General features: G+C 62.5%; 19 protein-coding genes. 17 read left to right on the top strand and 2 right to left on the bottom strand.

Annotated features, from left to right (window positions below; genetic code table 11):
• The first annotated feature begins 34 nt into the window (after window positions 1–34).
• On the top strand, window positions 35–1,237 hold the full coding sequence (mhpT, locus tag AEQ67_RS03190; protein ID WP_059402440.1) for a 3-(3-hydroxy-phenyl)propionate transporter MhpT: 1,203 nt from the start codon (window positions 35–37) through the stop codon (window positions 1,235–1,237).
• A gap of 73 nt (window positions 1,238–1,310) precedes the next feature.
• Window positions 1,311–2,582 carry an OprD family porin gene (locus AEQ67_RS03195; protein ID WP_082377769.1) on the top strand — a complete coding sequence of 424 codons (1,272 nt, stop codon included), beginning with the start codon at window positions 1,311–1,313 and terminating at the stop codon, window positions 2,580–2,582.
• 14 nt (window positions 2,583–2,596) lie between these two features.
• On the opposite strand, the gene AEQ67_RS03200 is transcribed toward AEQ67_RS03195, so the two are convergent.
• Window positions 2,597–3,031 (bottom strand): DUF1801 domain-containing protein, encoded by a 435-nt coding sequence (locus AEQ67_RS03200; protein ID WP_059402441.1) that lies wholly within the window; start codon window positions 3,029–3,031, stop codon window positions 2,597–2,599.
• Window positions 3,032–3,162: 131 nt separating this feature from the next.
• Between AEQ67_RS03200 and AEQ67_RS03205 the strand changes: the two genes are divergently transcribed.
• From AEQ67_RS03205 to AEQ67_RS03275, 15 genes are all read left to right on the top strand, one after another.
• Window positions 3,163–3,834 carry a GntR family transcriptional regulator gene (locus tag AEQ67_RS03205; RefSeq protein WP_059402442.1) on the top strand — a complete coding sequence of 224 codons (672 nt, stop codon included), beginning with the start codon at window positions 3,163–3,165 and terminating at the stop codon, window positions 3,832–3,834.
• A gap of 113 nt (window positions 3,835–3,947) precedes the next feature.
• Window positions 3,948–4,880: a 4-hydroxyproline epimerase gene (locus AEQ67_RS03210; protein ID WP_059402443.1), complete on the top strand. Its 933-nt coding sequence runs from the start codon at window positions 3,948–3,950 to the stop codon at window positions 4,878–4,880.
• The gene (locus AEQ67_RS03215) at window positions 4,877–5,992 is read left to right on the top strand and encodes an NAD(P)/FAD-dependent oxidoreductase (RefSeq protein ID WP_059402444.1); all 1,116 of its coding nucleotides are present in this window, start codon (window positions 4,877–4,879) and stop codon (window positions 5,990–5,992) included. The genes AEQ67_RS03210 and AEQ67_RS03215 overlap by 4 nt, the downstream gene beginning before the upstream one ends.
• A complete protein-coding gene (locus tag AEQ67_RS03220) occupies window positions 5,985–6,221 on the top strand; it encodes a (2Fe-2S)-binding protein (RefSeq protein ID WP_059402445.1) in 237 nt (78 codons plus the stop codon). Before AEQ67_RS03215 ends, AEQ67_RS03220 begins: the two co-directional genes overlap by 8 nt.
• Window positions 6,218–7,474, top strand: a complete 1,257-nt coding sequence (locus tag AEQ67_RS03225) for an NAD(P)/FAD-dependent oxidoreductase (protein ID WP_059402446.1) — start codon at window positions 6,218–6,220, stop codon at window positions 7,472–7,474. The genes AEQ67_RS03220 and AEQ67_RS03225 overlap by 4 nt, the downstream gene beginning before the upstream one ends.
• A 74-nt stretch (window positions 7,475–7,548) precedes the next feature.
• Window positions 7,549–8,298: an AraC family transcriptional regulator gene (locus AEQ67_RS03230; protein WP_059402447.1), complete on the top strand. Its 750-nt coding sequence runs from the start codon at window positions 7,549–7,551 to the stop codon at window positions 8,296–8,298.
• A 347-nt stretch (window positions 8,299–8,645) separates the two neighbouring features.
• Window positions 8,646–9,464 (top strand): ABC transporter substrate-binding protein, encoded by an 819-nt coding sequence (locus AEQ67_RS03235; RefSeq protein WP_059402448.1) that lies wholly within the window; start codon window positions 8,646–8,648, stop codon window positions 9,462–9,464.
• 10 nt (window positions 9,465–9,474) lie between these two features.
• On the top strand, window positions 9,475–11,253 hold the full coding sequence (gene lhpI, locus AEQ67_RS03240; RefSeq protein ID WP_059402449.1) for a cis-3-hydroxy-L-proline dehydratase: 1,779 nt from the start codon (window positions 9,475–9,477) through the stop codon (window positions 11,251–11,253).
• Window positions 11,246–11,911 (top strand): amino acid ABC transporter permease, encoded by a 666-nt coding sequence (locus AEQ67_RS03245; RefSeq protein ID WP_059402450.1) that lies wholly within the window; start codon window positions 11,246–11,248, stop codon window positions 11,909–11,911. Before lhpI ends, AEQ67_RS03245 begins: the two co-directional genes overlap by 8 nt.
• A gap of 9 nt (window positions 11,912–11,920) precedes the next feature.
• Window positions 11,921–12,571, top strand: coding sequence for an amino acid ABC transporter permease (locus AEQ67_RS03250; protein ID WP_059402451.1), 651 nt, complete (start codon window positions 11,921–11,923; stop codon window positions 12,569–12,571).
• Window positions 12,564–13,286, top strand: a complete 723-nt coding sequence (locus AEQ67_RS03255; protein ID WP_059402452.1) for an amino acid ABC transporter ATP-binding protein — start codon at window positions 12,564–12,566, stop codon at window positions 13,284–13,286. Before AEQ67_RS03250 ends, AEQ67_RS03255 begins: the two co-directional genes overlap by 8 nt.
• Window positions 13,287–13,420: 134 nt before the next feature.
• Window positions 13,421–14,449, top strand: coding sequence for a trans-3-hydroxy-L-proline dehydratase (locus AEQ67_RS03260; protein ID WP_059402453.1), 1,029 nt, complete (start codon window positions 13,421–13,423; stop codon window positions 14,447–14,449).
• Between the two features lie 126 nt (window positions 14,450–14,575).
• Entirely contained in the window at window positions 14,576–15,493 is a 918-nt protein-coding gene (locus AEQ67_RS03265; RefSeq protein ID WP_059402454.1) for a dihydrodipicolinate synthase family protein, read from the top strand.
• 71 nt (window positions 15,494–15,564) lie between these two features.
• Complete coding sequence (gene abaF / locus AEQ67_RS03270; protein ID WP_059402455.1) at window positions 15,565–16,962, top strand: fosfomycin efflux MFS transporter AbaF; 1,398 nt, start codon at window positions 15,565–15,567, stop codon at window positions 16,960–16,962.
• Between the two features lie 200 nt (window positions 16,963–17,162).
• Window positions 17,163–18,743, top strand: a complete 1,581-nt coding sequence (locus AEQ67_RS03275; protein WP_059402456.1) for an aldehyde dehydrogenase (NADP(+)) — start codon at window positions 17,163–17,165, stop codon at window positions 18,741–18,743.
• 49 nt (window positions 18,744–18,792) lie between these two features.
• On the opposite strand, the gene AEQ67_RS03280 is transcribed toward AEQ67_RS03275, so the two are convergent.
• Window positions 18,793–19,800, bottom strand: coding sequence for an Ldh family oxidoreductase (locus AEQ67_RS03280; protein WP_059402457.1), 1,008 nt, complete (start codon window positions 19,798–19,800; stop codon window positions 18,793–18,795).
• Window positions 19,801–19,898 lie beyond the last annotated feature (98 nt).

Consider the following 19,898-nt stretch of genomic DNA (forward strand, 5'->3'; position numbering starts at 1 on the left):
TTTCGCCCATACAACAATAAAACGGGTACTACCCATGACTGTACTGAACCTGACAACACCGCTACACATGACGCGGACCATCGGTCTGTGTTTCCTCGTGGCCCTGATGGAGGGCCTTGACCTACAGGCCTCCGGGATCGCTGCCCAAGGCATGGCGGCCGCGTTCGAACTGGATAAATTGCACATGAGCTGGGTGTTCAGTGCCGGAATTTTCGGCCTGCTGCCCGGTGCGTTTGTGGGCGGCTGGCTGGCCGACCGCATCGGTCGCAAGCGCGTGCTGATCGCGTCAGTGGCCCTGTTCGGACTGTTTTCTCTTGCCACTGCCCTGGCCTTTGACTTCAACAGCCTGCTCGCCGCCCGTTGCCTGACCGGCGTAGGTCTGGGAGCCGCGCTGCCTAACCTGATTGCCCTGACTAGCGAAGTGGCCGGCCCGCGCCTGCGGGGCAGTGCGGTGAGCCTGATGTATTGCGGTGTGCCATTGGGCGCGGCACTGGCGGCGGCGATGGGTATTGCCGGCCCTTCGGGCGACTGGCAGGCAGTGTTCTACGTCGGCGGCCTGGTGCCTCTGTTAATCGTGCCGCTGCTGGGGCTCTACCTGCCGGAGTCGCTGCAATTTCGCAGCCAAAACGTGGCGCCCATCGGCGTGGTCCGAGGTCTGTTCCGCGAAGGCGCGGCCCTGCCAACCGCGCTGATCTGGGTCAGCTATTTCTTTACCCTCATGGTGGTCTACATCCTGATCAACTGGCTGCCCAGCTTGCTGATCGGCCAAGGTTTCACCGGTCACCAGGCCAGTTGGGTCATGCTCGCCCTACAAATTGGTGCAGCAGTCGGCACCTTGATGCTGGGCTGGGTGATGGACCGCCTGCCGGCCTGGGCCCTGTCAGCACTGATCTACCTGGGCATCCTCGGCTCGCTGACTGCCTTGGGGTTGGCCAGCCGTCTGGAGAGCATGTTGGTGGCAGGCTTCATCGCCGGCTTTTTCGCCACCGGTGGGCAGTGTGTGCTCTACGCCCTGGCGCCGCATTTCTATCCCCCATCGGTACGCGCGACCGGCGTAGGCAGTGCGGTCGCCATCGGCAGACTGGGTGCAATGAGCGGCCCGCTGGTGGCCGGCAAGATGCTCGCCTTGGGCACCGGCACGGCCGGGGTGATGCTGGCTTCGGCGCCGGGAATCGTCATCGCTGCGGTGGCCATGTTTTACCTGTCCGTGCGGCGCAACGGTTCTCAGTCCGACTGACAACCCACTGGTCAAACCCCGCGCCAAATCGGTGCGGGTTCACCCCCCAACAACAATAAAAGTGAACACTGGCATGCTCAAGATCTCTCTTCGGGCGCTCAGCGCCTGCGCCTGCGTTTTATTCTTTGGCCAGGCTTGCGCCGGCGGTTTTGTCGATGACAGCCACGCCGATCTGACGATGCGCAACTTTTACTTCGATCGTAACTACGTGAACGCAACACCCCAGGCCGCCGCCCGCGAGTGGGCGCAGGGTTTCATTCTCAACGTTCGCTCAGGTTATACGGAAGGACCCGTAGGGTTCGGCCTGGACGCCCAGGGATTGCTGGGTGTCCGTCTGGATTCCTCACGCGCTCGCACCGGCACCGGCCTGCTGCCGTACAACGCCACCACCCGTGAGCCGGCCGATGAATACTCGGAGCTGGGCCTGACGGCCAAGGTCAGGGCATCGAAAAGCGAGCTGCAATTGGGCACCATCAGTACGTTTCTGCCGATCGCTTTCGCCAGCCCTACCCGCCTGCTGCCACAGACATTCCGCGGCGCGTACCTCAAATCCCGGGAAATCGACAACTTGACCCTGCACGTTGGCTGGCTGGATCGCATCAACCTGCGTGACTCCACCGATTACCAGAAAATGTCGGTGGGCTCACCCAACGGACGCTTCAATGGCGCCGCCGAGTCGGACCGTTTTTCTTTTGTCGGCGGCGACTATGCCTGGTCGCCGCAACTGACGCTGAAGTACTACCACGCAGAACTCGCTGATCTGTACCGCAAGGACTTCTATGGCTTTGTCGATAATCGCCCGATGGGCCCTGGCAGCCTGAAAAGCGATTTCCGTCTGTTCGTTACCGCAGAGGATGGCGCGGCCAGGGCCGGCCCGGTGGACAACCGCAATGCGGCGCTGATGCTGACGTATGCCGTGGGCGCTCACAAATTCGGTGCTGGTTACATGCAACTGACCGGCAAGACAGCCATGCCCTACCTGTTCGGCACCGAACCGTTAGTGATCACCGAAGGCACGCTGAGCTCCGAGTTTCTCAACCCCAAGGAACGCAGTTGGCAGGTGCGGTATGACTACAATTTTGTAGGCCTTGGCGTTCCGGGGCTCAATGGCATGTTGCGCTATGTGAGTGGCGACAATATCGAACTGGCCAAGCTGGGAGGCTCCAACCTGACAGAGAGCGAAAAGGATATCGAGCTGTCCTATGTACTGCAGAGCGGCGAACTGAAAGGTTTGGCACTGCGGTTGCGCAACGCCTGGTACCGCAACGACTTCAGCGCCCAGGCCAGCCATAGGGATGACAATGAGCTGCGGGTGAATGTTGATTACACTTGGATGTTATGGTGAGTGCCCCGGGCAGCTCATTCAACCGATTTGGTGCGGGCCGCCGCTCGCACTGACGTGTTGAGATCCACGGCGGCGCGAATTAGCGTCTTCAACGCGTTTTCATCGATGCTCTCGCCCTCACGGATATCGATAGCGCGTCGGGTGTTGCCTTCGAGGCTGGCGTTGAAGAGGTTTGAAGGGTCCTCAAGCGAGGCGCCCTTGGCGAAGGTCATTTTCACGAAACTATTGTAGGTTTCGCCAGTGCAAATAATTCCGCCGTGCGACCACACCGGGACGCCCCGCCACTTCCATTCTTCGATCACATCGGGGTCGGCCTGCTTGATCAGCGCTCGGACCCGGGCGAGGGTTTCGCCGCGCCAATCGCCCAGTTCTTTGATTCTCGCGTCTATCAACTGAGAGGCCGAGCTTGCGACCTCTTCTTCCGTTGCCCTAGTCTTTTCCTTCTTCATGATGGTTCCGCTCGCCCGTTACCTGGGTATTTGCCTTCGCCTTGATTAAGCACCCGTCTAACCATAGCCGAAGGAACACCAAAGAAAATTCGTATACCATATCTCCAACTCATTCCGAACGAACCGCCGCCGTGACCCTACCCAAATTCAATGCCCCAGACCTTGGCAATGCGCCTTCGACGTCGGAAATCATCACCCGTCATCTACGTGATGCCATCGTCGCCGGGCATTTCGCCGAGGACGAACCGATTCGCCAGGACGACATCGCCCGTCAGTTCAACGTCAGCAAGATTCCGGTGCGCGAAGCGCTCAAGCGCCTGGAGGCCGAAGGCCTGGTGATGTTCCAGCGCAATCGCGGGGCAATGGTCACACGTGTTTCCGATGCCGAACTGGCGCAGATGTTCGAAGTGCGCATGTTGCTCGAAGACAAGGTGCTGCGCCTGGCGATTCCCAACATGACCGAAGAAACCTTCGCCCGCGCCGAACGCATCTGTCAGGAGTTCATCGGCGAAGATGACGTCGGACGCTGGGCCGAGCTCAACTGGGAACTGCACGCTTGCCTCTACGAACCGGCGCAACGACCGTTTCTGGTCGGTTTGATCCGCTCGGTCAACGACAAGCTGGAACGCTACCTGCGCATGCAGATGAGTCTCTCGGCCGGCAAGGATCGCGCCGATCACGAACACCGGGAAATCCTTGCAGCCTGTCGCGCCGGTGACGTCGACCTGGCGGTGAAGTTGCTCGACGAGCACATTGCCGGCGTCTGCAAGACCCTGTTCGAGCACCTGCCTCACCACCACTGACAGCTCATCCACTGTGCCGATTTCGTCATCGGCGCAGGGTAAAACCCTCAAGCCGGCACACCACTGTACAAGCCACTCTTTGGCTCACTCATCTGAACGGAAGTGGCCCTCCCATGAAACGCATCACCGTGATCGACTCCCACACCGGCGGCGAACCGACCCGCCTGGTGACCGCCGGTTTTCCTGACCTGGGCACTGGCAGCATGGCTGAACGTCGACAGCGGCTGGCCGAACAGCATGATCAATGGCGTGCCGCCTGCGTGCTGGAACCACGGGGCAGCGACGTGCTGGTCGGCGCCCTGCTCTGTGAGCCGGTCGATCCGAGCGCCTGCGCCGGGGTGATTTTCTTCAACAACAGCGGTTACCTCGGGATGTGCGGCCACGGCACCATCGGCCTGGTGGCGTCGCTGGCGCATTTGGGCAAGATCGGCCCTGGCATCCACAGCATCGAGACGCCCGTGGGCACGGTGCAGGCGACCCTGCACGAAGACGGTTCCGTCAGCGTACGCAACGTGCCGGCCTATCGTTATCGAAAAGCGCTGTCGTTGCAGGTGCCGGGGATCGGCCCAGTGACTGGCGATGTGGCTTGGGGCGGCAACTGGTTTTTCCTGATCGCCGAGCATGGTTTGAGCATTGCCGGCGATAACCTCGACACGCTGACCGCCTATACGTTCGCGGTGCAACAGGCACTCGAAGCCCAGGGCATTCGCGGTGAAGACGGCGGCTTGATCGACCATGTCGAGTTGATCGCCGATGACGAGCATGCCGACAGCCGCAACTTCGTCCTCTGCCCCGGCAAGGCCTACGACCGCTCGCCCTGCGGCACTGGCACCAGTGCCAAACTCGCGTGCCTGGCGGCCGACGACAAATTGCAACCGGGACAGCTCTGGCGTCAGGCCAGCGTCATCGGCAGCGAGTTCGAAGGCTCCTACGAAATCCACGGCGAGCGCATCGTGCCGACCATTCGCGGGCGCGCCTACATCAGCGCCGAAGCCAGCCTGATCATCGAACAGGACGACCCGTTCGCCTGGGGCATTCGCCCGTGAACGAGGGCCGGGTGGCCGATGTGATCGTGATCGGTGCCGGCATCATCGGCGCCGCGTGCGCCCAGGCGCTGGCCCGGCGCGGCTTACGCGTGCTGGTGCTGGACGCCGGCCTGCCCGGAGCGACGGCGGCGGGCATGGGCCACTTGCTGGTCCTGGACGACAACCCCGCCGAACTGGCGCTTAGTCAATATTCCCTGCAACGCTGGCGCGAACACGGTCCGGACCTGCCCGACGGCTGTGCCTATCGCCGCAACGGCACACTGTGGCTGGCGGCTAATGCCGAAGAAATGGCGGTCGCGCAAAGCAAGTACCACAACTTGAAGGAGCACGGCGTGGCTTGCGAATTGATGGGCGCCAGTGCCTTGCACCAGCGCGAACCTGAATTGCGCGCGGACCTCGAAGGCGGCCTGTTGATCAATGGCGACGGCATCCTCTACGCCCCGGCGACCGCCCGCTGGATGCTTGACGCACCGACCATCAACCAGCGTCGGGCAAGCGTCAGCGCAGTCGATGGCAACCGCGTGCGACTCGATGACGGCCACTGGCTCAGCGCTGACGCGGTGGTGCTGGCCAACGGCATCCAGGCCACCGAACTCTGCCCGGAATTGCCGATCGAGCCGAAGAAAGGCCACTTGCTGATCACCGATCGCTACCCCGGCAAAGTCACCCACACCCTGGTGGAGCTCGGCTACGTCACCAGTGCCCATAACGCCACGGGCCCGCCGACAGCCTGCAACATCCAGCCGCGGCCGACCGGGCAATTGTTCATCGGTGCGTCTCGGCAATTCGGCACTACAGATCCGCAGGTCGAAGGCTGGATGCTGGCGAAAATGCTCAGGCGTGCGGTCGACTACATGCCCGGTTTGGCACAGCTCAACGGCATCCGCGCCTGGACCGGTTTTCGCGCGGCGAGCCCCGATGGTCTGCCGCTGGTGGGCCAGCACCCGCAACGCAAAGGCTTATGGCTGGCGGTCGGTCACGAGGGCCTGGGTGTCACCACCGCCCCTGGCACCGCTGATTTGCTGGTTGCGCAATTGTTCGACGAAACGCCGCCACTGGCCGCGCAACCTTACCTGCCGCAACGATTTCTCAAGGAGCCTGTGTATGCCTGAATTGCTGCTGGACGGCCGTTCATTGAGGGTCGCCGAAGGCACCAGTGTCGCGGCCGCTTTGGCACTGGGCGGCGATGGTTGCAGTCGCACCTCGGTCAGTGGCCAGCGTCGCGCACCGTTGTGCGGCATGGGCATTTGTCAGGAATGCCGAGTGACCATCGATGGCCGACGACGCCTGGCCTGCCAGACCCTGTGCCGTGACGGCATGCAGGTGGAGACCCGAGCATGAGCGAATATGCCGACCTGCTGATCATCGGTGCCGGTCCCGCCGGAATGGCCGCCGCACTCGCCGCAGCCCCCAGCGGTGCCCGCATCGTCGTGCTCGACGATAACCCGCTGCCAGGTGGGCAAATCTGGCGCGACGGCCCCCAGGCCAGCCTGCCGGATCAGGCGCGTCAGATGCGCGAGCAATTGCAGGCGTGCAGCAACATCCGCCACCACGCCGGCACTCGGGTAATCGCCTGCGCCGGCCCGAAAGAACTGCTGGTCGAAGACGCCGATCGCGGCTGGCTGATCGGTTACGACAAACTGATTCTGTGTACCGGCGCCCGCGAGTTGCTGCTGCCCTTCCCCGGCTGGACGCTGCCCGGTGTGACAGGCGCGGGTGGCCTTCAAGCATTGATCAAGGGCGGCCTGCCGGTGCATGGCGAGCGCTTGGTGATCGCCGGCAGCGGGCCGCTGTTGCTGGCCAGTGCCGCCACCGCCAAACACAACGGCGCCCAGGTGCTGCGTATCGCCGAGCAGGCCCCCGCAGCCGCCGTCGCCGGGTTCGCCGCGCAACTGCCACGCTGGCCGCACAAGCTGATGCAGTCGTTCAGCTTGTTCGACCGTCATTACCGCACCGGGACCCACGTACTGGCCGCGTTGGGCAGCACGCGCCTGGAAGGTGTGCGCCTGAATCAACAGGGGAAAATCGTCGAGCTGGAATGCGATCGCCTGGCCTGTGGCTTCGGCCTGATTCCCAACACCCAGCTCGGCCAGGCCCTCGGTTGCGAACTCGCGGATCAAGCGCTTGCCGTCGATGCCTGGCAGACCACGAGCCGCGCCGATCACTACGCCGCAGGTGAATGCACCGGTTTCGGTGGCAGTGAACTGGCGCTGGTCGAAGGCGCCATCGCCGGCTACGCGGCTGTCGGTAACACGCATGCCGCCCGAGCATTGTTACCTAGGCGGGCGCGCTGGAAAGGGTTTGCCAAGGCCCTGAATCACGCCTTCACCCTCGACCCGCAACTCAAGTCGCTGGCACAGGCCGACACCCTGGTGTGTCGCTGCGAAGACGTGCCCTACTCCGCACTCGCCGGGCACGCGGATTGGCGCGAGGCCAAGCTGGCCAGTCGTTGCGGCATGGGCGCCTGTCAGGGTCGAGTGTGTGGCGGCGCGTTGCAGCATCTGTTCGGCTGGCAACCCTCGGCACCGCGTCCGCCGTTCAGCCCGGCACGAATCGAAACCTTGTTGTGCCTGGACGACACCCCGCCGGCCTGAATGCAGGTCCAGGGCTTTCGGGTCTGTTGCCGAGTCTTTATGATTCGGCAGATTGCCTCCAGACGCCCAGCGCCATGTATGCCTCGCTCACTACCTTCAAACCGTGCGACCTGCCGACGCTGTTGAGCAGTCTGCAGCCGATCGCGCCACTGCTCGACACCCTGTCGGACGTGGTGTTTTTCATCAAGGACAGCGAGGCCCGCTACGCCTTCGTCAACCAGACCCTGGCCCGGCGCTGTGGCTTCAAGCACAGTACCGAGCTGCTCGGGCTCACCGCCGACAGGGTCTTTCCGGAACGCTACGGCCCGTTGTACACCGAGCAGGATCGTCGGGTGCTGGCCAGCGGTCGCGAGCTGTCAGACCAACTCGAACTGCACCTCTATTACGGCAACCAGCCGATCTGGTGCCTGACCCACAAACTCGCCCTGCATGACGAGCAAGGTCATATCGTTGGTCTGGCCGGCATCTCCCGTGATCTGCAACTGCCACAGTCCAACCATCCGGCCTTCCAGAAACTGGCGGCGGTGGATGCGCATATCCGCACGCACTTCGCCCGCCCGATCAGTCTCGCCGAGCTGACGGACATCGCCGGGTACTCCGTGGCGCAACTGGAACGCCACTGCAAACGCGTGTTCCAGCTGACACCACGACAAATGATTCACAAGGCACGCCTGGAAGAATCCTCCCGCCTGCTGCTGGACACCGACCTGCCCATCACCGAGATCGCCCTGCGTTGTGGTTACACCGACCACAGTGCGTTCAGCCGGCAATTCCGCGCCTTGACCAGCCTGGCGCCCAGCCAGTATCGCGACAATCGGCGCTAGAAAACGCCCCCTGTAGGAGCTGGCGAAGCCTGCGATCTTTTGATCTTGATGCTTTTCGGAGCCGCTAAAGAACAAGATCAAAAGATCGCAGGCTTCGCCAGCTCCTACAGGGAGCGGTGTTCCTTAAAGGGGCGATGGTGCAACCATTGCTCCCTTATGTAACACCCACAAGTTGATGCTGGTGCCACGCTGGCGCCAGGTTGCGCCACTGCAAGACCTCTACCTCAACGCAAAACATCAAATTCTCACTCAGGACTGGAAATGGGCACGCTGATTGCTATGATTAATATCGTATACGAAATCCACGATACGATATCTAACAGCACTTCACCGACCACGAGGCCTCTATGAAAAACCCCGCATTTGCCGTAGCCCTCAGCGCTGTTCTCAGTACCTCCTTCATCGCCACCGCCCAGGCCGACAAGCTCGACGACATCATCGGTTCGGGCAAGCTGCGCTGTGCCGTGACCCTGGATTTTCCGCCGATGGGTTTCCGCGATGAAGGTAACAACCCGGCCGGTTTCGACGTGGACTACTGCCGCGACCTGGCAAAAATCCTCGGGGTTGAAGCCGAAGTGGTTGAAACGCCGTTCCCCGACCGCATTCCGGCGTTGGTCTCCGGGCGTGCCGACGTGATCGTCGCGTCGACCTCCGACACCCTCGAACGGGCCAAGACTGTCGGCCTCACCGTGCCGTACTTTGCCTTCCAGATGGTCGTGCTGACCCGCGACAACACCGGCATCAACAGCTTCGCCGACATCAAAGGCAAAGCGCTGGGCAACACCAGCGGCACCTATGAAGCCATCGCGCTGGAAAAAGACGTGAAGAACTGGGGCACCGGCACCTTCCGCGCCTATCAGTCGCAGAACGACACGCTGCTGGCAGTCGCACAAGGTCACATCGACGCCACCGTCGTCACCAATACCGTGGCCGCCGCCACCATCAAGTCGGGTAAATACAAGAACCTGAAAATCGCCGGTAACGCGCCGTATACCATCGACTACGTGTCCCTGGGCGCCAAGCGTAACGAGTATGGCTTGCTCAATTACCTCAACCTGTTCGTCAATCAACAGGTGCGCAGCGGGCGCTACAATGAGCTGTTCACCAAATGGGTCGGCACCGAGATTTCACCCACCGACCTGACCGTGCCCAAGGTCTACTACTGAGGTGTCCGGCATGCCTAGGCCAACCTCTCTGACCGGTCGCAGCCTGGTCGCCGGCGCCGCCCAGGGCGCCCTGCTGTTCGCCGACGTCGGCTTGAGTTTCTGGGGTGGGGTCGATCCGTACAGCGGAGAAGTCATCGACCGCCACCACCCGCTCAGCGGCGAACACCTGGCCGGCCGGGTGCTGGCCATTCCCAGCGGTCGCGGCTCGTGCACCGGCAGCAGCGTGCTGATGGAACTGATCAGCAACGGTCACGCGCCGGCCGCACTGGTGCTGGCCGAGCCCGATGAGATTCTGACCCTGGGCGTGCTGGTGGCACAGACCATTTTCGAGCGTTCCCTGCCGGTGCTGTGCATCGGCCGGGAGGCCTTTGCCGCCTTGCGCGGCCAGGCCTTCGCTCGGGTCGAAGGCCCTTCGCTGACACTCTTCGAACACCTGCCGGGCGACGCCTGGCAGGCACTCGATAGTCCTTTGCAGACAGCCGCAACAGACGTCTCGATCGAACTCACCGAGCAGGATCGAACGCTGCTCGACGGCTACCATGGCAAGGCCGCCCAGGTCGCCATGCAGATCGTCCTGCGCATGGCGCAACTGCAAGGCGCGCGCAGTCTGGTGGATGTCACCCAGGCGCACATCGACGGTTGCATCTACACCGGACCGGCGAGCCTGCGCTTCGCCGAACAATTGGTGCAGTGGGGAGCAAAAGTACGGGTGCCGACCACCCTTAATTCAATCTCCGTCGACCAGCGCCGTTGGCGTGAGTTGGGCATCGACCCGGCGCTCGGTGAACCGGCCAGTGCCCTGGGCGATGCGTACATGGCGATGGGCGCGCAGCTCAGTTTCACCTGCGCGCCCTACCTGCTCGACAGCGCGCCGAAGGCCGGCGAGCAAATCGTCTGGGCCGAATCCAACGCGGTGGTCTACGCCAACAGCGTGCTCGGTGCGCGCACCCTGAAGTACCCGGACTACTTGGACATCTGCATCGCCCTGACAGGCCGCGCGCCACTGATCGGTTGCCACCTGGACGCGCAACGCAAAGCGGGTCTGCAAATCGAGTTGCCCACTTTGGGCGAACTGGACGATGCCTTTTACCCGCTGCTCGGTTACCACATCGGCGCCCTCTCGGGCAGCCGGATTCCTTTGGTGCTGGGGCTGGAACAGCGCAAGCCGAGCCTGGACGACCTGAAAGCCTTCGGCGCGGCCTTCGCCACCACGTCTGCCGCGCCGTTGTTTCATATCGCCGGGGTCACGCCGGAGGCAATTGATCCAACTCAGGTGCTGGCGCCGGACGTCGCGCTACCCGTGGAAAAAATCCGCCTGAAGGACCTGTTGCTCAGTTGGCGTGAGCTCAACAGCGCCCGCGACAACCGGGTGGATGTGGTCTCGCTGGGCAACCCGCATTTCTCGCTCAGCGAGTTCGCCCACCTGGCGCGGCTGTGTCGGGGTCGGCACAAACACCCTGACGTGGTCCTCGCCATCACTTGCGGTCGTGCCGTGCTGGAGCAGGCTCGCGAGGCCGGGCATATCGCCGTGATCGAAGCTTTCGGTGCCACGCTGGTGACCGACACCTGCTGGTGCATGCTCGGCGAACCGGTGATTCCGCTGGCCGCGAAAACCTTGATGACCAACTCGGGCAAGTACGCCCATTACGCACCGGGGCTGGTCGGTCGCAAGGTGCACTTCGCCAACCTCGCCGAATGCGTCGACGCCGCTTGCAACGCCACGGCCAGCGGTCGCCTGCCGGCCTGGCTGCAACCCGCCGCCTCACTGGAGAGCCCCGCGCATGTTTGATTACACCTTCCAATGGCGTGCGACGCTGCGCGCCCTGCCGGACATGCTCGCCGGTGCGGTTGTCACCTTCGAGACCGCTGCGTTGTCGATGATCTTCGGCGTGCTGATCGCCCTGGCCCTGACGGTCATGCGCGAGACCAAAAACCCGCTGCTGCGTGGCATCGGCAACGGCTGGGTGTCGATTGCCCGCAACACGCCGTCGCTGTTCCAGATCTACGTCCTGTACTTCGGCCTCGGCTCCATGGGGCTGCACGTCAGCTCCTGGTTCGCATTGCTGGCGGGGATCACTTTCAACAACGCGGGTTATCTCGCGGAAAACTTTCGCGGCGGTCTCAAGGCTGTTCCCGGTACGCAAGTGCGCGCCGCGCGTTCGTTGGGCATGAGTGCCTTCCAGGCTTACCGGATGATCATCGTTCCGCAGTTGCTGCGGATCGTGTTCTACCCGTTGAGCAATCAAATGGTCTGGGCCGTGTTGATGACGTCGCTGGGGGTGATCGTCGGGCTGAACAATGACCTCACCGGTGTGACCCAGGACTACAACGTCAAAACGTTCCGCACCTTCGAATACTTCGCCATCGCTGCGGTGCTGTATTACCTGATTGCCAAGGCGATCGTCGCGGCAGCCCGGCTGATGGCCTGGCGGCTGTTTCGCTACTGAGGGGTGACCATGTTTTCCACCAGTTTTTCCTGGAATGACCTGCTGTTTTTGCTCAATGGCGCCTGGATCACCCTGCAACTGACGTTCTGGTCGATCATCCTCGGCTCCTTCGCCGGGCTGCTGTTCGGTCTGCTGCGGGCGTTGTTGCCAAGGGCCAGCCTGCCACTGGCCTGGGTGCTGGACGTGTTTCGCAGCGTGCCGTTGCTGATCCAGTTCGTGCTGTTCAACTCGCTCAAGAGCATCGTCGGCCTGAATATCAGCGCCTTCAGCGTCGGCTGCATCGTGCTCGGGGTTTATGCCGCCGCGTACTTCACCGAGATCGTCCGCAGCGGCGTGCTGTCGGTGCCGTTCAGTGTGCGCCGGGCCAGTCGCTCGCTGGGCCTGAGTTTCTTGCAGGACTTGCGCTGGATCGTCCTGCCAATGGCCACGCGGGTGGCCTTCCCCGGCTGGCTGAACCTGGTGCTCAGCGTAATGAAAGACACCGCGCTGGTGATGTGGATCGGCATCGTCGAACTGCTGCGCGCCTCGCAAACCATCGTGACCCGCATCCAGGAACCGCTGCTGGTGCTGTGCATCGCGGGCCTCATCTACTACGTCATGAGCCTGGTGGTCGCTCGCCTCGGCGCTCGTCTGGAAAGAAGGTGGCAAGAAAATGATTGAGATCGACAACGTACACAAATCCTTCGGCGACCTCGAAGTGGTCAAGGGCGTGAACCTGACGGTGAGCAAGGGCGAGGTGGTGTCGATTATCGGCGGCTCCGGCTCGGGTAAATCGACGCTGCTGATGTGCATCAACGGCCTGGAGCCGATCCAGAAAGGCAATATCCGCGTCGACGGCGTCGAGGTTCATCACAGCGCCACCGACCTCAACCGCCTGCGGCAGCGGATCGGCATCGTGTTCCAGCAATGGAATGCCTTCCCGCACCTGACCGTGCTGGAAAACGTGATGCTGGCGCCGCGCAAAGTGCTCGGCAAGAGTAAGGCCGAAGCCGAGGAACTGGCGGTGCGGCAGCTGACTCACGTGGGGTTGGGCGACAAGCTCAAGGCCTTTCCCGGCAAGTTGTCCGGCGGCCAGCAACAGCGCATGGCGATTGCCCGCGCCCTGGCGATGTCGCCGGATTACATGCTGTTCGACGAAGCCACTTCGGCGCTTGATCCGCAGTTGGTCGGCGAGGTGCTGGACACCATGCGCATGCTCGCGGAGGACGGGATGACCATGGTGTTGGTGACGCACGAGATTCGCTTTGCCCGGGATGTGTCTGATCGCGTGGCGTTCTTTCGCAATGGGCGGGTGCATGAGATTGGGTCGCCGGATCAGGTGATTGGCAATCCGGTGCATGCGGAGACTGCGGCGTTTTTGAAATCAGTGAAATAACAACTGGCCTCATCGCGGGCAAGCCCGCTCCCACAGTGATCGGTGTCGACCACCGATTTTGTGTACACCATCACACCCTGTGGGAGCGGGCTTGCCCGCGATGAGGCCCACACAGACAAAACAAGGAGCAAACCATGCGCTCATCAAAAGTCATCCACATAGTCAGTTGCCACGCCGAAGGCGAAGTCGGCGACGTGATCGTCGGCGGTGTCGCCCCGCCACCCGGCGCCACCGTGTGGGAACAGTCACGCTGGATTGCCAGGGATGAAACCCTGCGCAACTTCGTCCTCAACGAACCGCGCGGCGGCGTGTTCCGTCACGTCAATCTGCTGGTGCCGGCCAAGGACCCAAGGGCGCAGATGGCCTGGATCATCATGGAACCGGCCGACACGCCGCCCATGTCCGGTTCCAACTCGTTGTGCGTCGCGACGGTGCTGCTCGACAGCGGCATCCTGCCGATGACCGAACCGCAAACCCGCTTGGTGCTCGAAGCGCCCGGCGGATTGATCGAGGCCGTGGCCGATTGCCGTGATGGCAAGGTCGAACGAGTGGAAATCAAAAACGTACCGTCGTTTGCTGACCGCCTCGACGCCTGGATTGAAGTCGAAGGCCTGGGCTCCTTGCAGGTCGACACCGCGTACGGCGGCGACAGTTTTGTGATCGCCGACGCCGAGCGCTTGGGCTTCTCCATTCGTCCCGATGAGGCGGCCGAACTGGTGGAGATCGGGCTGAAAATCACCCGTGCAGCGAACGAACAATTGGGCTTCGTCCATCCGCTGAACCCTGAGTGGTCGCACATTTCCTTCTGCCAGATCGCCGCGCCCATCGTCTATGAGAACGGCATCGCCACCGGTGCCAACGCGGTGGTGATTCAACCCGGCAAGATCGACCGCTCGCCCACCGGCACCGGTTGCTCGGCGCGCATGGCGGTGATGCAGGCCAAAGGGTTGATGCAGGTGGGGGATCGTTTTATCGGTCGTTCGATCATCGGTTCCGAGTTCCATTGCCGCATCGATTCGCTGACCGAAGTGGCCGGGCGCGCCGCCATCTACCCGTGCATTTCCGGCCGGGCCTGGATCACCGGCACCCACCAATTGCTGCTCGATCCGAGCGATCCCTGGCCACAAGGCTATCGCCTGTCAGACACCTGGCCGGGCGCCTGACACCCGAATCATTGATCGCACTGACAAACGGCTAAAAAAACCCCTTAAAACCTGAAAAAAGCACTGGCCGAGTGTTGGCACTTGCAATATCGTATACGAAATACAATTAATGAACCGGAGGTAACAATGAGCAAGCGCATTAACTGGAGTGGCGTCTTCCCCGCGGTGACCACTCAATTCAACGATGACTTCTCGATCAACCTGGAAAAAACCCACCAGGTGATTTCCAACGTGATCCGTGACGGCGTATCGGGCCTGGTGGTGTGCGGTTCGGTAGGCGAAAACACTTCATTGAGCGCCGAAGAAAAAATCGCCGTGACCGAAGTCGCGGTCGACGCCTCCCGTGGCCGTGTGCCAGTGATTTGCGGCGTGGCCGAATTCACCAGCATTCAAGCGGCCAAAGTGGCCAACGCGGTGCGCCGGGTCGGCGTCGACGGCGTCATGCTGATGCCGGCGCTGGTCTACGGTTCCAAGCCGTTCGAGACTGCCGAGCACTACCGCTACGTGGCGAAAAACGCTGACGTACCGCTGATGGTTTACAACAACCCGCCGATCTACAAAAACGACGTCACTCCGGACATCCTGATTTCCCTCGCCGACTGCGACAACGTGGTGTGCTTCAAGGATTCCTCCGGCGACACCCGCCGCTTCATCGACGTGCGCAATGAAGTCGGTGATCGTTTCGTACTGTTCGCCGGTCTCGATGACGTGGTGCTGGAAAGCATCGCGGTGGGCGCCGAGGGTTGGGTCTCGGGCATGTCCAACGTGTTCCCGAAAGAAGGCGAAACCATCTTCCGCCTGGCCAAGGCCGGCCGCTTCGCCGAAGCCATGCCGATCTACGAATGGCTGATGCCGATCCTGCACCTCGATGCGCGTGCCGACCTGGTGCAGTGCATCAAGCTGTGCGAAGCCATTGCCGGTCGCGGCAGCGCCTTGACCCGTCCGCCACGCCTGGCGCTGCCGGAAGCCGATCGAGTGTTCGTCGAGCAGATCATGGCCAAGGCCCTGGCCAATCGTCCGGAACTGCCGGACGTCGGTCTCTGAGTGATGGCCGGGCGGGCCCTTGCGGGTCCGGCCCGGCTGCCTGTCTTTGCGCCTCTACGGAAAACGCCAGCATGTCCAATCCTCACAGCAGCTCCAGCGCAACCACACCCTCGGGACTCAAACGCGTCGTGGCTGCCGCCATGGCCGGCACCGTCGCCGAATGGTATGAATTCTTCCTCTATGGCACCGCCTCGGCCCTGGTCTTCGGCCAACTGTTCTTTCGTCAGACCGACAGCCCCATCGACGGCATCATCGCCGCTTTCGCCCTGTACGCCGTCGGTTTTCTCGCCCGCCCGTTGGGCGGTTTGGTGTTCGGTTACTACGGTGACAAATTCGGCCGCAAACGCCTGCTGCAACTGAGTCTGGTGGTGGTCGGCATCACCACGTTCCTGATGGGCTGTTTGCCCGGTTTCGACCAGATCGGCTATGCGGCGCCCGTGTTGTTGGTGCTGTTGCGGTTGATCCAGGGTTTCGCCTTTGGCGGCGAATGGGGCGGCGCGATTCTGTTGGTGTCGGAACACTGCCCGGACAATCGTCGGGGCTTCTGGGCCAGTTGGCCGCAAGCTGGGGTGCCGGCCGGGAACCTCGTGGCGACTGTCGCCTTGCTGCTGTTGTCGTCGAACCTGTCGGAGGCGCAATTCCTCGCCTGGGGCTGGCGTGTCGCGTTCTGGTTTTCGGCGGTGGTGGTGCTGATCGGCTACTGGATTCGCACCAGCGTCGATGACGCGCCGATCTTCAAGGAAGCCCAGGCGCGTCAGGCGCAGAACAAGCAACAGCAACTCGGAGTGGTCGAAGTGCTGCGTCACCACTGGCGTGCGGTGCTGGTCGGCATCGGCGCGCGGTTTGCCGAGAACATCCTCTACTACACCGTCGTGACCTTCTCGATTACTTACTTGAAACTGGTGGTGCACAAGGACACTTCAGAGATTCTGCTGCTGATGTTCGGTGCGCACTTGCTGCACTTCTTTTTGATTCCGCTGATGGGCTATCTGTCCGACCTGGTCGGGCGCAAACCGGTGTACCTGACCGGGGCGATTCTCACGGCGTTCTGGGGCTTCATCGGTTTTCCGATGATGGACACCGGCAACAACTGGATGATCATCGGCGCCATCACGTTGGGCCTGGCGATCGAGTCGATGACCTATGCGCCCTACTCGGCGTTGATGGCCGAAATGTTCCCGACCCACGTGCGCTACACCGCGCTTTCCCTGTGCTATCAGGTGGCACCGATCTTCGCCGGTTCCCTCGCGCCGTTGATCGCCATCACCTTGCTCAACAAGTACCACAGCTCGACACCGATCGCCTGGTATCTGGTGGGCGCCGCGCTGATATCCATCGTCGCCGTCGGCCTGACGCGAGAAACCCGTGGTAAGTCATTGCACCAGGTGGATGCTGAGTCTGCCGCACGCATTGCCGCGCTGGACGACACCGCACCGGCCACCCCACGCCGGGGCGATTCCCTGGCCTGACCCACCGCCACCCTACCCTACCCTGTAGGAGCGAGGCTTGCCCGCGAAGGTCGTCAACGATGACGCGGGTTGTCTGAATAAGCGCATCGTTCTTGAGTTCTTCGCGGGCAAGCCTCGCTCCTACAAGGGATCCCGTCCCGACAAGGGATCCGGTCCCGACAATGGGTGCGGTGCCAATCTTTTTTCAACAGGATTTTTTTATGCCGCAGATCATCGGCCACAACTACATCGGTGGTGCGCGCAGCGCTGCCGGCAGCATCACCGTGCACAGCCACGACGCCCACACCGGTGAAGCGCTGCCCTTCTCGTTCATTCAGGCAACCGTTGATGAAGTGGATGCTGCCGCCCAGGCTGCCGCGTCGGCCTATCCAGCATTTCGCGCACTGCCGGTAAGCAGACGTGCGGAATTTCTCGAGGCCATCGCCGCGCAACTCGATGCACTGGACGATGAGTTCGTCGCGCTGGTAACCCAGGAAACCGCGCTGCCCACCGGGCGCATTCAGGGCGAACGCGCGCGCACCAGCGGCCAGATGCGCCTGTTCGCCCAGGTCCTGCGCCGTGGCGATTTCTATGGTGCGCGGATCGACCGTGGCTTGCCCGAACGGCAGCCGCTGCCACGGGTCGATCTGCGGCAGTACCGGATCGGCGTCGGCCCGGTTGCCGTGTTTGGCGCGAGCAACTTCCCGCTGGCGTTCTCCACGGCCGGTGGCGATACCGCCGCTGCCCTCGCCGCCGGATGCCCGGTGGTGTTCAAGGCCCACAGCGGGCATATGGCGACCGCCGAGCTGGTGGCCGATGCGATCCTGCGCGCCGCCGAGCAAACCGGCATGCCCAAGGGTGTGTTCAACATGATCTACGGTGCCGGGGTCGGCGAAGCGCTGGTCAAGCATCCGGCGATCCAGGCGGTTGGCTTCACCGGTTCGCTGAAGGGTGGCCGCGCCCTCTGCGACATGGCCGCCGCACGACCCCAACCGATTCCGGTGTTCGCCGAAATGAGCAGCATCAATCCGTTCGTGGTGTTGCCCGAAGCACTGCAAGTGCGCGGTGAGAAAATCGCCGGCGAACTCGCCGCTTCGGTGGTGCTCGGCTGCGGCCAGTTCTGCACTAATCCGGGGTTGGTGATCGGCATTCGCTCGCCGCAGTTCAGTGCATTCATCGAAACGCTTGGCGCGCTGATGGCTGAACAACCGGGGCAAACCATGCTCAACAGCGGCACGCTCGGCAGCTATGCCAAGGGTGTGCAGGCATTGCGCGCGCATCCGCAAATCAGCCATCTGGCGGGCCGCGAACAACAGGGCCAACAGGCGCAACCGCAACTGTTCAAGGCTGACGTCAGCCTGTTGCTCGACGGCGACTCGCTGCTGCAAGAAGAAGTGTTCGGCCCGACCACGGTGCTGGTGGAAGTGGCTGACACAGCCGAACTGCAACGGGCATTACAGAGTTTGCACGGACAACTCACGGCCACATTGATTGCCGAGGCCGGCGACCTGCAAAGCCATGGCGAGCTGCTGCCGCTGCTCGAACAGAAAGTCGGGCGGGTGCTGTTCAACGGTTATCCGACCGGCGTTGAAGTCTGCGATGCGATGGTGCATGGCGGGCCCTATCCGGCAACTTCCGATGCCCGTGGCACCTCGGTCGGCAGCCTCGCCATCGACCGATTCCTGCGCCCGGTGTGCTACCAGAATTGCCCGGATGCGCTGCTGCCCGACGCGCTGAAAAACGCTAACCCGCTGGGCATTGCCCGCCAGGTCGATGGCCACAGCCATCGCGACCCGCTGTAAAAAACCGCCCCCCTGTAGGAGCTGGCAAGCCAGCTCCTACAGGTTTTTATCAGGCCAATAGCGCCTTCAGATCGTTGTACAGGGCCTCGGGAATCTTCACGCCTTCAACCAGACTGCGCACTCGCGCCACATAACGTTGTTGCGACGGCAAGCGTGCGCCCTGCCCTTGAATGCTCTCGAACAACACTTCGGCGCGGGCCAGATGTTGCTCGGTGGCCTCGCCGAGAAAACGTCGCGGATCGAGGGCGATGATCAGTTCGCCATGGTACGGCGACGACTTGCTGCCAGCGTCGTAAGCCAGCGACTCGGCACTGGTCAGGTCACCGATCAACGGCCCGGCGATCAACTCCACCATCGCCGCCAGTGCCGAGCCTTTGTGCCCACCGAACGTCAGCATCGCACCGCTATCGAGCACCACATTCGGATCGGTACTCGGCTGGCCTTCGGCGTCGACGCCCCACCCCTCGGGGATCGCTTTGCCGGCGCGTCGGTGCAACTCGATCTCACCACGGGCAATCGCGCTGGTGGCAAAGTCGAACACAAACGGACCCTTCCCCGGGCGCGGCCAGCCGAACGCGATGGGATTGGTCCCGAACACCGGCAGACGCCCACCCGCCGGCGCGACCCAGGCGTGGCTTGGGTTACAGGCCAGCGCCACCAGACCGGTCGCGGTGAGCTGCTCGATCTCGACCCACAACGCGGAAAAATGCACACAGTGATTGATCGCCAATGCGGCAATGCCGTTTGCCCGGGTTTTCTGCTCAAGCAATGGCAGCCCGGCCTGGAACGCCAACTGCGAGAAACCACCCGCCGCATCGACCCGCACAATCGAAGGCGCCTGGTCGATCACCCGCGGCTCGGCATCGGGCGCCACTTTGCCGGCCCTGAGGGAATTCACACAGCCCAGAATCCGGTACAACCCATGGGAGGCGCAGCCGTCGCGCTCGCCGGCAATCACCGTGGCGGCCACCGCCTGAGCGTGGGCCGCGTTGAAACCGTTGTGCAGCAGGATCGATTCGGCCAGTTCGCGAGCTTCGGCCAGGGACAGTCGGATCATAATCAGCTCCTTGGACAGACCGTCCAGACTGGCCTATTCCAAGGGCTGCGGCTTGATCGCTTTAGGCCGGGTCAATGACGAATTCGGCATACCCGCAG

Origin of the sequence: Pseudomonas sp. RIT-PI-q (assembly GCF_001297125.1) — a bacterium.
Classification (GTDB): Bacteria; Pseudomonadota; Gammaproteobacteria; order Pseudomonadales; family Pseudomonadaceae; genus Aquipseudomonas.